11 protein-coding genes are annotated in these 13,436 nt (G+C 39.3%); 1 reads left to right on the plus strand and 10 read right to left on the minus strand.

Going from position 1 to position 13,436, the window contains the following annotated elements; genetic code table 11:
• Positions 1-428 precede the first annotated feature (428 nt).
• The 8 genes from rpe to rpsO form a co-directional block, all read right to left on the minus strand.
• Complete coding sequence (gene rpe / locus J4051_RS17025) at positions 429-1,091, minus strand: ribulose-phosphate 3-epimerase (protein WP_208235084.1); 663 nt, start codon at positions 1,089-1,091, stop codon at positions 429-431.
• Positions 1,092-1,715: 624 nt separating this feature from the next.
• Positions 1,716-2,579, minus strand: a complete 864-nt coding sequence (locus J4051_RS17030) for a sigma-70 family RNA polymerase sigma factor (RefSeq protein ID WP_066433750.1) — start codon at positions 2,577-2,579, stop codon at positions 1,716-1,718.
• Positions 2,580-2,815: 236 nt separating this feature from the next.
• Entirely contained in the window at positions 2,816-3,190 is a 375-nt protein-coding gene (locus J4051_RS17035) for a hypothetical protein (RefSeq protein WP_208235085.1), read from the minus strand.
• Positions 3,191-3,391: 201 nt separating this feature from the next.
• Positions 3,392-4,591, minus strand: coding sequence for a glutamate-5-semialdehyde dehydrogenase (locus tag J4051_RS17040; protein ID WP_208235086.1), 1,200 nt, complete (start codon positions 4,589-4,591; stop codon positions 3,392-3,394).
• A gap of 295 nt (positions 4,592-4,886) precedes the next feature.
• Positions 4,887-5,657, minus strand: a complete 771-nt coding sequence (proB, locus tag J4051_RS17045; protein ID WP_208235087.1) for a glutamate 5-kinase — start codon at positions 5,655-5,657, stop codon at positions 4,887-4,889.
• Positions 5,658-5,659: 2 nt separating this feature from the next.
• Positions 5,660-6,463 carry a pyrroline-5-carboxylate reductase gene (proC, locus tag J4051_RS17050; RefSeq protein WP_208235088.1) on the minus strand — a complete coding sequence of 268 codons (804 nt, stop codon included), beginning with the start codon at positions 6,461-6,463 and terminating at the stop codon, positions 5,660-5,662.
• Positions 6,464-6,766: 303 nt separating this feature from the next.
• Complete coding sequence (locus J4051_RS17055; protein WP_208235089.1) at positions 6,767-9,031, minus strand: polyribonucleotide nucleotidyltransferase; 2,265 nt, start codon at positions 9,029-9,031, stop codon at positions 6,767-6,769.
• 246 nt (positions 9,032-9,277) lie between these two features.
• Entirely contained in the window at positions 9,278-9,547 is a 270-nt protein-coding gene (gene rpsO / locus J4051_RS17060) for a 30S ribosomal protein S15 (protein ID WP_208235090.1), read from the minus strand.
• A 338-nt stretch (positions 9,548-9,885) separates the two neighbouring features.
• On the opposite strand from rpsO, the gene J4051_RS17065 reads away from it, so the two are divergent.
• Positions 9,886-10,980 carry a sensor histidine kinase gene (locus J4051_RS17065; protein WP_208235091.1) on the plus strand — a complete coding sequence of 365 codons (1,095 nt, stop codon included), beginning with the start codon at positions 9,886-9,888 and terminating at the stop codon, positions 10,978-10,980.
• 147 nt (positions 10,981-11,127) lie between these two features.
• Here the strand turns inward: J4051_RS17065 and accD are convergent, their stop codons facing one another.
• Positions 11,128-11,985 (minus strand): acetyl-CoA carboxylase, carboxyltransferase subunit beta, encoded by an 858-nt coding sequence (gene accD, locus J4051_RS17070; protein ID WP_208235092.1) that lies wholly within the window; start codon positions 11,983-11,985, stop codon positions 11,128-11,130.
• 212 nt (positions 11,986-12,197) lie between these two features.
• The gene (fbaA, locus tag J4051_RS17075; RefSeq protein WP_208235093.1) at positions 12,198-13,265 is read right to left on the minus strand and encodes a class II fructose-bisphosphate aldolase; all 1,068 of its coding nucleotides are present in this window, start codon (positions 13,263-13,265) and stop codon (positions 12,198-12,200) included.
• Between the last annotated feature and the right edge of the window lie 171 nt (positions 13,266-13,436).

Genomic DNA, 13,436 nt, shown 5'->3' on the forward strand with positions numbered 1-13,436 from the left:
GTTCTGTTTTCAGTCTGTTCATATTTCATGATTCGTGCTTTAAAAACTTACAACCTTTTCCAATTGATGAGATTGCCGGGTCATTCGTTATTCATGACCACCTATCGTCGGGCAGGCTTGCAATGACACTTACAATGGGATTCGACTGTTTTTATGTCATTCAATGGGTTCACTTCAACAGGCTCAGTGGTCGGAGCCATAGATAGTGTTCAGTATTCGGTCTGTTCATATTTCATGATTCGTGCTTTAAAAACTTACAACCTTTTCCAATTGATGAGATTGCCGCGTCATTCGTTCCTCATGACTCGCAATGACGCTTATATTGGGATTCGACTATTCAACGGGTTCACTATGACAAGCTCAGTGACCGGTGTTTGTTGATTGGTATTTGTAAATAATAGGTCGTTGCTAGGATAGTATTAACCACTTTATGAATTGGCCAATTCCCGCAAGATTTTTATCGTTGCTGTTGGATTGTCGCTTCCAAAGACATGACTTCCGGCCACAAAAGTATCTGCGCCTGCTTCAACCAATTTCTGGATGTTTTTGTCCGTGACACCACCATCAATTTCAATCCGCGTGTCCAAGCCTTGCGCATCGATCATCTTGCGAAGGTTTTTTATGCGTTTGTAAGTGACGTCTTCAAATTTCTGACCGCCAAATCCGGGGTTAATGGACATTAACAAGACCATATAGCATTCTGGTAGGATATCTTCCAAAACAACAAGAGGGGTCGTTATATTAAGCACCACGCCCGCTTTACAGCCTGCATCTTTGATTTGTCTTAATGTTCTATGCAAATGAACTGTTGATTCATAATGCACCGTTATGATATCTGCTCCAACTTTCGCGAATTCTTCAATATAGCGCTCTGGTTTTTCAATCATTAAATGCACATCCAACGGTTTGGTGGCATGTTTCTTAATGGCTGAAATTACAGGCATTCCGTACGATATATTGGGTACAAAGTGACCGTCCATCACGTCAATATGAAACCAATCGGCGTCACTATTATTGACCATTTCGATATCTCGTTGAAGGTTGGCAAAATCTGCTGCTAAAATTGAAGGGGCGATAAGTTTTGAAGACATAGAATGTTGTTGTAAAGTTTTTGCAAAGATAGAGAAAATAAGTTGTCAGTTGGCAGTATTTAGTTGGCAGTCGTCAGTCGGCAGTTTGCAGTTTCCCGCCTCCTTGAAATACTTCAGAGGGGCAAGCTGGCAAGCGGACGGCAAGCAGGTTTTTGGATTCAACTGCAATTTCCCGCCTCCACTAAAGCTACGGACGGGCAAGCAACTTCAATTTCGATTTTGATTTCAACTTCAATTATCCTCCTCCGATTAATCTGCCCACGGACAGGATAGCAATTTCTTATCAGCGAAAATCTGCATGATTTGACGAAAGTTCATGAAAGCTAAATAGACCTCAGATCTAAAATGTTTCTCAATAAATTATAATAATTAGATGGGGCTGGTCCCTTCCCCTCGGGAAGGGATTTAGGGATGGGCCCCAAAAAACAAACCCCCGGTAATCAGCCGAGGGTTCTTTCATCAATCAAAAAACGAACAGCTTTAGTACCTGCGAAGGCAGGTATCTCATTTAAGAGAATATGCCGTTTGTTGCTGTTTAACCACAATTGTTAAGCGCTAAATTCCAAAACGTTTAGTTGCAATTTGGCTCTTTTCAATTGAAATTTTAATAATGGGAATTTAAACCTATCCTAGATAAGTTTTCAATATTTTGCTTCGCGAGGTGTGTTTCAACCTACGAATTGCTTTCTCTTTAATCTGACGGACACGTTCACGTGTTAAATCGAATGTTTCACCAATCTCTTCCAAGGTCATAGGGTGTTGATCTCCCAGGCCAAAGTACAAACGGATCACATCGGCTTCACGAGGCGTCAATGTTTCCAGCGCACGTTCGATTTCTGTACGCAAAGATTCGTGCAACAAATCCTTATCCGGATTTGGAGATTCCCCAGAGCGTAAAACGTCATAAAGGTTTGAATCTTCCCCTTCTACCAAAGGTGCATCCATGGATACGTGACGGCCAGAGTTTTTCATGGACTCTTTCACATCATTGATGGTCATGTCCAATTCTTTGGCAATCTCTTCTGCACTTGGTGGACGCTCATGACTTTGCTCTAAAAAAGCAAAAGTCTTGTTGATTTTGTTGATGGAGCCAATTTTATTCAGTGGCAATCGTACGATACGGGATTGCTCAGCTAAGGCTTGTAAAATGGATTGACGAATCCACCATACAGCATAGGAAATGAATTTGAACCCACGCGTTTCATCAAAACGTTGTGCCGCTTTAATAAGTCCTAAGTTACCTTCATTGATCAAATCTGGTAAGGTCAAGCCTTGATTTTGATATTGTTTTGCTACCGAAACAACAAAACGTAAATTGGCCTTGGTCAATTTCTCTAAAGCCAGTTGATCTCCAGCTTTGATACGTTGTGCCAACTCTACTTCTTCGTCTGCGGTAATTAAGTCAACTTTTCCAATTTCTTGGAGATACTTGTCTAGCGAAGCCGTTTCCCTATTGGTAACTTGCTTCGTAATTTTGAGTTGTCTCATTTAAATGTGCCTCTCTTATTAATAATAGTGAATAATCCTTTCGTAAGTAGTTATACGTAAAAGATACTCAAAATGTTACAAGAAAGTCGAAATATATTTTAATCTAAAGAATTTTCCGCTGGATTTAGTCGGTTGTGAGGATGCGATGGACCTCTATATCAGCCAAATTTGTATCCCTTTTGGCTGGGACAAAATAAAAATGGTTTTTAGCTGAGAAGCCAAAAACCATTTTTCGATTAAAGTTTAATCAATTTTTTATCTGTCAAATTGATGTCTTCAAGCATCTCATTTGTAAACTTGTAATGTCCGCGTGTTGTAATAATTTTAAAACGGGAAGCACTCATTGCACTTAGAGTGTTTAAGAACAACCATTTTGATTTTAATAATCGTGTTTTATCCGATTTTAAACTCAGTTCAAAATAGTGCTTTCTCCCTTCCTTTTCAGCTACAATATCAGGTGTAATGTTAATATCACTACCTCTTTTGAGATATGATTTTGGGGTTTCGTAACCCTCTGCGTCTGCTTTGATATTCTCAAAACCAATGTTCTCTAAGTACTCTAATGATGTACTTAAAACTTCCGAATATTTTTCTTTATCTGTATGAACCATAGGCAATAAGATAGTTTAATTTTTGACAAATACAAGTTTTTAGGACTCTTTAACTTTTTTAGTCGGCAGTCGGCAGTCGGCAGTCGGCAGTCGGCAGTCAGCAGTCAGCAGTCAGCAGTCGGCAGTCGGCAGTCAGCAGTCGGCAGTCGGCAGTTACTAATCCCTAATGCCTCATCCCTAATACCTCATCCCTCAAACCGTCTACACCCTCACATGTCCATCACCAAACACATAATACTTATTGGTGACCAATTGCTTTAATCCCAATGGGCCTCTGTGGTGCAATTTATCGGTGCTGATGGCCAGCTCTGCGCCAACACCCATTTGTCCACCGTCCGTAAAACGTGTGGATGCGTTATGGTAAACGGCCGCACTATCTACTTGCTCCATGAATTTCTTTGCCAGTTGATGGTCTTCGGTTAGAATGGAAGATGAATGTCCACCAGAATAGGTATTGATCATCTCAATAGCAATATCTTCATTCTCAGCTTCTGCAATTAGAAGCTTCATGGCCAAAAATTCTTCGTACCAAGTGTCCTCGTTTTCGATTTTGGCTTCGTCGGTTAGAATTTCCCCAACCTTGTCATCAACAAGCAGTTCGACGTCCAAATTGTGTAAAATGGCTTGAAGATCTTTCAGCTTCGTTTCGTAATTTGGAATGTTTTTGTCAATTAAGACTTTATCCAAAGCGTTACATCCTGAGATTTTATCAGTTTTCGCATTGACAATCACTTTGACAGTTTTTTCCCAATCCGCATCTTTGGCAACATATAGGAAGTTATTCCCTCTGCCGCTGATCAACACAGCACAAGTGGCATGGTCTTTTACGAATTTAATCAAACGTTCGCCACCTCTTGGGACGATCAAGTCAATCTTTTCTGTAGGATTCTTTAAAAACTCCTGTGTTTCTTCACGTTGAAGATGCAATAGCTTGATCCAATCTTTGGAAAGACCATTTTCCTCTAAAGCTTGGTGCCAGCATTTTTCGAGAATAAGATTACTGTTCAATGCCTCTTTCCCGCCTTTTAAAAGGATTTTATTGTTCGCTTTAAAGGCTAATACCGCAGCTTCAATAGTCACATCCGGTCGTGATTCATAAATGATCATGATGGTGCCAAAAGGAGCGGTCTTGTTAGTGATCTGCAATCCGCTATCTAAGGTTAGATCTGAGATCACCTGACCTACAGGATCTTCTTGAGCTTCTACTTCTGATATGGCAGTAATCATTCCGTCAATTTTGGAATCATCGACAACCAATCGGTCGTAAAGTGCTCGATCGCTTTTGCCAAAGGCATCCAAATCTTTTTGGTTTGCTTTTAAAATGTTGTTTCGCTCTTTATCAATAATTGTCATCATTGATTGTAGCACTTTATTTTTTATATCTGTTTTTAATAGTTTCATAATTTGTGTTTAATTTAAATAATATTACCTGTTTAAGGTTTGTTGCCAATCCATTTTCTTGGCTATTTAAAAGATTGCCAAAATTGGAAATCTTCCTGGGGTTAAAACTTGTAACCCTTCCGTCTTCATCCCGTTTCCGCGGGTAACCCTTCCGTCTTCATCCCGTCTCCGCGGGATGAAGCCACCTTCCCTTGAAAAAAGGGAAGGAATTTTTAATTTAGGCGTGTTTAATTTTTTTTTGAATTTTAAACTTCCCGCTTCCCGCTTCCCGCTTCAAGCTTCAAGCTTTCCGCATTTAATGAATAAATTTTGTACCCACCTCTTTATTGTCAATGATATCGACAATCACATTTTCCCGTTTTCCGTTCGCGATGTATGTTGGAATATCCTTTTCGGCTGTGCCCTTGGCAATCTTTAATTTAGAAGCCATGCCGCCGCGACCTTCGCCTTCTTTTTTTCCGGAAGCCATGACATATTGTTCTACGGCTTGATTCACTGAAACTTCCTTCAATTGTCTGGAATTTTCATCATCGGGATGACCAGTATATAAACCATTGGTGTCCGAGAGAATGATCAATCGGTCAACATCCAATAATTCTGCTACCAGACTTGCCAGTTCATCATTATCAGAGAACATGGACATCGTCAGTGATGTAGCATCATCCTCATTAGCGATAGGTGTAATTCCTTCTGACAGAAGACCTTCATAGCAGTTGATCATGTTTTCACGGTGTTTGCCAGGATCAAAATCACGTTTGGTGGCCAAAACCTGTGCGCATCGCATCCCGTAATCATGAAACAGACTATAATAATGGCGCATCATCCGTGGTTGTCCTACCGAAGAATACACTTGTCTTCTGATGGACGGGTCTTGGATACTTGTCTCGCCAAGGATTTCCTTGCCGGCAATGGCCGATCCGGAAGACACTAAAATCACCTCAATGTCTCTTTCGTTCAATACAGATATTTGTCTTACCAATTCCCTTAAAACGGGACCTAAAATTCTATTATCTTTATTGGTCAGTACGTTGGTACCAACTTTTACTACTATTCGTTTTGTTTTCATTATTATTTTTTTCCCAATTCAACGGCTCTGTCAAATGCTGCGTAGGCCGCGTCCTGAATGAGTTGTTTTACATTATTATCGTCCATGCAATCAATAGCTGCTTGCGTTGTACCTCCTTTTGAAGCTACTTTCTCAATCCATGATTTTGGTGATATATCATTCTGATTAAAGAGTTCAATAGCCCCTTCAAAGGTGTTGCTGACCAGAACCTTGGAATCATATTGTGAGAAACCCATTTTTAAGGCGGCGTCCAACATCGATTGCATAAAGTAGAACACATAAGCCGGTCCACTTCCAGAAATTCCTGTAGAGGCGTCAATAAAATTCTCAGTACTGACATGTATAGATGTTCCCGTGGTGTCCAATAGATTTCTCACCATGAGTAATTCTACCCTTGAAACCGATTTTGATGCTGTGTAAGAGGTGACACCTTTTCCAACTTGAGCTGGAAGATTCGGCATGGTTCTTACCACTTTACTTTTGTCCAATTGTTGCTGGATGGTTTCTATAGTCACACCCGCCATTAACGATACAAAAATCTGACCGTCGTTGAGCATAGGTTTCATGATCTTAAATAAATCCTCACTATGATAAGGTTTCACGGCTATAAATACGAGGTCTGATTTTGGCAGACAATCGTCAAGCGTGTCGTAAACATCAAACTGAGGTTGTTGTCTTAATGTTTCGATCTTTTTTGGATCCGTGTCAAAAATCCGGAGTTTATGTTTACTGAGCAAGGGTGAGTTGGCCATGCCTTCTGCATAGGTCAATCCCATATTTCCTGCTCCAATGACTAATACTTTCATTCTTTAAGTTATTGATTATCAATATTAATTTCAACTATAACTGCAAGGATTGTACGGAAGACCGGTTTTATTTGATCAATTTGGGAGATTCATCAATTTCATAATTTTCAATGGCGAGCGTCACGTTTTTCTGAATTAGAGAGGTTGAAGCTTGTCATATTCTCAATTGTTAAAATTTGGGAGGGTGACAGGTTGTCGGGATTTTGCAAGTTTGTCGGGTTTTAACTAAAATTAGGGCATAAAAAAACCTCACAGGTTTTGAAAACCTGTGAGGTTTGGTGTATCAAGAATATAAATCAGAAATTAATCCTCTTTTTTATTTTCTCTTGGTTTACGGTCATCACGACGATCATCACGACCTCTATTGTCGCGAGATCCACGATTATCGCGTCCTCCGCTTCTATTATCTCTATTATTATCTCTTGGTGGTCTTGCTACATAACCTTCTGGTTTATCCAACAATGCCTTACGAGATACTTTTTCCTTACGCGTCTTAGGATCGACTCCGAAGTATTTCACTTCAAAAACATCACCCATATTAACGACGTCCGAAACATTTTCTGTACGTTCCCAAGCCAATTCACTAACGTGCAATAACACTTCGTTTCCTGGAGCATCTTCATATTCTACAACCGCACCAAAATCAAGCATCTTAATGACTTTTACCAAGTAAGAGCCACCAACGCTTGGTTTGAACAATATCGAATCGATTTTTGCCAATACCGCATCAATCCCTTCTTGGTTGGTACCTAAAATCTCCACAATACCTTCTTCAGTAACAGGATCTTCGTTGATAACAATCGTAGTCTTGGTCTCTTTTTGCAACTCTTGAATGACTTTTCCACCAGGTCCAATCAACGCACCAATGAATTCGTTAGGAATCACACGGGTAACCATTTTTGGAGCATGAGCTTTAACATCAGCATTTGGTTCAGCAATAGTTTCTACCAATTTGTCAAGGATGTGCAAACGACCATCTCGTGCTTGCTTTAAGGCATTCACTAAAATTTCGTAAGATAAACCTTTAACCTTGATGTCCATTTGACAAGCAGTAATACCATCAGCAGTACCAGTCACTTTAAAGTCCATATCACCTAAGTGATCTTCATCACCAAGAATATCAGACAATACAGCATATTTTCCAGAATCTGAATCAGAAATCAAGCCCATAGCAATTCCAGATACAGGTTTCTTTAACTGAACCCCAGCATCCATCAAAGCCATAGTACCAGCACAAACCGTTGCCATAGAAGACGAACCGTTAGATTCCAATACTTCTGAAACAACACGTACTGTGTATGGACACTCATCAGGTACCATTCCTTTTAAGGCACGTTGTGCCAAGTTTCCGTGTCCTACTTCACGACGAGACGTTCCACGGATTGGACGTGCTTCACCAGTTGAAAAAGGAGGGAAGTTATAATGTAAATAGAAACGCTCTTCACCTTCAAAAGATGGCATGTCAATTTGGTTGGCTTCTCTTGAAGTTCCCAAAGTAACCGTTGCCAACGCTTGAGTTTCCCCACGCGTAAAAAGTGCAGAACCGTGTGTAGATGGTAGATAATCGATTTCACACCAAATTGGTCTGATCTCATCTGTTTTTCTTCCATCCAAACGCAAACCTTCATTTAAGGTGAGGTCACGGATAGCATCCTTTTCTGCTTTATAATAATAAGTAGATACCATGCCGCCATAATCTTCTAATTCTTCTTCAGAAAAACTAGCTTTTATGTCTTCTTTAATGGCATCAAATGCAGCACTTCTTTCATGTTTAGCCGATCCAGCTTTTGCTATTGCATACACTTTGTCGTATGCCATATCGTGAATTTTCTTCGCTAAATCTTCATCAGTTCTTTCTGGCTCATATTCACGAACCGCTTTCTTTCCAACGGCCTCGGCCAATCTTACCTGAGCAGCACATTGAACTTTAATCGCTTCGTGGGCAAATTTAATGGCTTCTGCCATTTCCTCTTCAGAAATTTCATCCATTTCACCTTCCACCATCATCACTGAATCCGCTGAAGCACCAATCATCATATCGATGTCAGATTCTTCTAATTGCGCGCGTGTAGGATTGATGATAAACTCACCATTGATACGACCGACTCTGGCTTCAGAGATGGCACATTCAAAAGGGAAATCAGATAATTGGATAGCAGCAGATGCGGCTAATCCAGCCATAGCATCAGGCATCACGTCTTCGTCATGAGACATCAATTGAATCATCACTTGAGTTTCAGCGTGGTAATCACTTGGGAATAATGGACGCAATACACGATCCACCAAACGCATGGTCAATACTTCGCCGTCACTTGGTCTTGCTTCTCTTTTGAAGAAACCACCAGGATAACGTCCTGCAGCAGCAAATTTCTCTCTATAGTCTACTGTTAACGGTAAAAAGTCAACATCACTTTGTTTGTAATTGGAAACAACCGTACATAATAACATACATTTTCCTGATTGCACAACAACCGAACCATGAGCTTGTTTAGCCAATTTTCCGGTTTCGATGGAGATTGTACGTCCATCACCAAGGTCAATGACCTCTTTAAAAACTTTTGGAATCATAAATTTTTTAATTCTAATTAAACAATGGTCTCCGCCTTACTGGACGGACAGTTGTGTTGTTGTGTAGTGTTGTGTGTTGACCAATGAAAAACTTTTTATCCCGTCCCGAGCTATCGGGATGATTTGGGATTTCGCTTCTTTTAATTTGAGCCTAAAAGGCTTTTTAATATTACAAGGTCGTTCAGACCTTGTAGGTAATATTGATTTAACAAAAAACCACGCTGAAAGGCGTGGTCTTTATAGTGATTATTTTCTTAATCCTAATTCTTTTACGATGGCACGATATCTTAAGACATCTTTTTTGGTTAGGTAATCGAGCAGTGCTCGACGCTTACCAACTAATTTTACCAAAGAACGCTCTGTGTTAAAATCTTTACGATTTTGTTTTAAGTGTCCTGTCAAATGATTGATTCTGTAAGTAAACAAAGCAATTTGCCCTTCTGCAGAACCTGTGTCTTTTGCACCTTTACCGTGTTTTGTAAAGATGGCTTCTTTTTCTTTTTGATCTAAATACATGCTAATATTATTGTAAATGATTGTTATGTACGAGACTCGATTTTCGAATCACGGTGCAAAGATAGTGATTAATATAACATGAATAATGCCGCAGATGAAAATTTCTTTAATTTCCACCACTGGGTTTTAATGCCGAGTCTTGTCTCGGTAAATAAGATGATTTTTTATTCATACCTCGTGGGCCCGCCTGCCCGTATTGGTCGGACGAGCCCCGAGATTATTGATTGATGTTTCGTTGTGATTAGGGTATAAATATTTGTTAATAGGTCAGCTTTTTGAACTGTTAACAGTTATTTTTGATATTCATTATTAGTTCAGTCAATCATTTAATTAATAGGATGCCAACACATTTAGTAAATATAAAAGATAAGCTTTTTGAAAATATATTCGAAAATGCTCCAAACGGAATTGCCATTGTAGGTTTAGATTACAGATGGGTTTTGGTCAATCATAGTATGACTGAGCTTTTAGGGTTTTCCGAGACCGAGTTTTCTGCGATGAAATTTTCTGATATCACCCACAAAGATGATTTAGATGAGGATATTGAGCAGCTCAACAAATTGTTGAATGGAGACATAGAAAGTTATCAAATTGAAAAACGCTATTTTCATAAAAATGGAAATGTTGTGTGGACCTTGTTATCGGTTTCCATGGAACGCCACCTCGATGGAAGTCCACTTTATTTCATCTCTCAAGTGGTGGACATCACCAAGCAAAAGGAGATGATTTGGGAAATGAATTCTATTAAAGAAATTGCAAAGAATCAAAATGACAAGTTGGTGAATTTCGCACATATTGCAACTCATGATATCAGAAGCCACATTGGTAATCTAGGCATGATCATAGATTTTATGGAAGAAGAGACTGAAGGGATCAAAGATGACGAGAATTTTAAGATGCTCAAAGAGTCATTGTCCCAGCTGGAAGTCACTATTTCCAATCTTAATGAGGTTAGGAGGGATGATTTTTATCAACATGGAAATCTGACTCCAAAAAAATTAAGTGCTTTTGTAGAGAATGCTATCTATAATATGAATGCCATAGCTAAAAACGAACAATGCAAGATCATCAATGAGGTTGATGATATCAATGTGATGGGAGTTTCTGTTTATTTAGACAGTATTATTCTCAACTTCCTGACCAATGCCATCAAATACAGTTCAAAAGATCGAGACTCCTATGTGCGGTTACGATCAGTAATTGAAGGTGATTTTGTTGTGTTGGAAATTAAAGACAATGGTTTGGGCATTGATTTGGCGGCGCATGAGAAAGATTTGTTTCAATTTAGAAAAACTTTCCACCAATTAAAAGATTCAAAAGGTGTGGGATTATTCATCACTAAAAACCATGTTGAAAGTATGGGAGGACGAATAGAGGTTGAAAGCGAAGTTGATGTTGGCTCCACCTTTAAGGTGTATTTTCAGAAAGCTTAATTCCTACCAGTAAGTTTTTTTAATACTTCGTTGGCTTGCCCGCCCGTGCCCCGAGGTTCTTGATTAGCTTCTTATCTTAATGTAAAATGCCACGAATGCACAGATATTTAATAAAATATCATGAATTCGTGGCAAGTTTATTTTTGATTATACTCTTAACGGTTGATTGGTAATCAAATCGATATAAAGATTGATCTTATTCTTTAAATCCTTGCGTTCTGTAATAAAATCCAAGAATCCGTGCTCCAATAAAAACTCGGCAGTTTGGAAATTTTCAGGTAATTCCTGTCCTGTGGTATCTCTAACGACGCGTGGTCCTGCAAACCCAATTAATGCGCCAGGTTCACTAATGTTGATATCGCCCAACATGGCAAAAGAGGCGGTTGTGCCTCCGGTTGTTGGATCTGTGCTTAGAGAAATATAAGGAATGCCTGCATCGGCCAACTGCGCTAATTTGGCAGCAGTTTTTGCCAATTGCATCAACGATAATGCAGCTTCCTGCATCCGTGCGCCTCCTGATTTAGAAATGATTACGAACGGCAGTTTTTTCTTTAAGGCATATTCTCCTGCCCGTGCAATCTTTTCGCCTACAACGCTACCCATGGAGCCACCAATAAAAGCAAAGTCCATACAGGCCACAACAATGTTCTTGCCTTTTGATTTTCCTACGGCACAGCGTACGGCATCTTTAAGTTTGGTTTTTTCTTCGGCAGCCTTCAAACGATCGGGATAGGTTTTGGTATCCACAAATTTTAAGGGGTCTTTTGAGGACAAATTCGCATCCAATTCCTTGAATTTGTTATCATCAAATAGAATCTGAAAATACTCCTTGCTGCCAATTCTTACGTGGTATCCGTCTTCGGGGCTGACAAAAAAGTTCTTCTCAAGTTCATCTGTATCAATAATTTTACCCGTTGGAGATTTATACCACAAACCTTTTGGCGTGTCTTTCTTCTCCTCTGTAGTAGTGGTGATACCTTTTGTTTTTCTTTTAAACCAAGACATATTGATTTTAGATTTATATTCCTGCGAAGGCAGGAATCTTGTGATTAAAAATTATCTTTTATTTATTTCGAATGATTATGAGAAATACATCCCAACCACATCCTCCGCAACCATATTCCTGCGATAGCTATCGGGAAGGAATCTTATGATTAAAATTATCTTATAATTATTTCGAGTTATCGGATAAAATAGCCCAACAACCGTCCGCAAAGTTATAAAGTATTTACATTATTTAAATCTTCAAACGCCTTTTTCAATCGTTCAACAAAGGTTTCCTCACCTTTTCTCAGCCACACACGTGGATCATAGTACTTTTTGTTAGGGGAATCCGCTCCGTCAGGACTTCCAATCTGAGATTGTAAATAAGCCTCTTTCTCTTTGAAATAATCACGAATACCACCCATAAAAGCATATTGCATATCGGTGTCAATATTCATTTTTATCACGCCATAACCAATAGCTTCTCTTATTTCTTCAACGCTTGATCCCGATCCGCCATGGAATACAAAATCGATATGGTTGTGTGGTAAATTATGTTTTTTGGATAAAAATTCTTGAGAGTTCTTAAGGATTTTTGGCGTTAATTTTACGTTTCCAGGCTTGTAAACCCCGTGCACGTTTCCGAAAGCTGCGGCGATTGTAAATTGATCGCTCACCTTGCTCAATTCCTCATAGGCATACGCTACTTCATCAGGCTGTGTATACAATTTAGAAACATCAACATCAGTGTTGTCAACACCATCTTCCTCACCACCGGTAATGCCCAACTCAATTTCTAAGGTCATTCCCATTTTGCTCATGCGCTCTAAGTAAGTCTTACAGATTTCGATATTTTCTTCAAGAGGCTCTTCAGAAAGATCAATCATGTGAGAGCTGTACAATGGCTTTCCAGTTTCTTTGAAATGCTGTTCACTAGCATCTAAAAGTCCGTCGATCCAAGGCAAAAGCTTTTTTGCAGCATGATCTGTATGTAAAATTACCGGTACACCGTAAGCTTCAGCCATTAGATGTACGTGTTTTGCACCAGCAATGGCACCTGCAATAGCTGCTTTCTGTCCATCATTACTCAATCCTTTCCCTGCATTAAAAACAGCACCACCATTAGAAAACTGGATGATTACTGGTGCGTTTAGTGCAGCTGCAGTTTCCAATACCCCATTGATGGTATTAGATCCAATAACATTGACTGCTGGTAATGCGAAGTTTTTTTCTTTTGCGAGTTTAAAAATAGCTTGCACCTCTTTGCCGGTAGCAACACCTGGTTTTATGTTGTGACTCATAATGATTTTATTGTTATAATTAGTTTCAAAAATAATGAAATTAAAGTAAAATTAAGGATTTGGCCATATTGTTTTTTGTGAACAGAGAATGTGCTTCCAACGATAACCTTGTAGTGTGGTGGCTTATTACAAATATCACCGAGAAACGAGATTAGCCTTTCAGTATAAAGA

The organism is Gelidibacter pelagius (assembly GCF_017581925.1).
Taxonomy (GTDB): domain Bacteria; phylum Bacteroidota; class Bacteroidia; order Flavobacteriales; family Flavobacteriaceae; genus Gelidibacter; species Gelidibacter pelagius.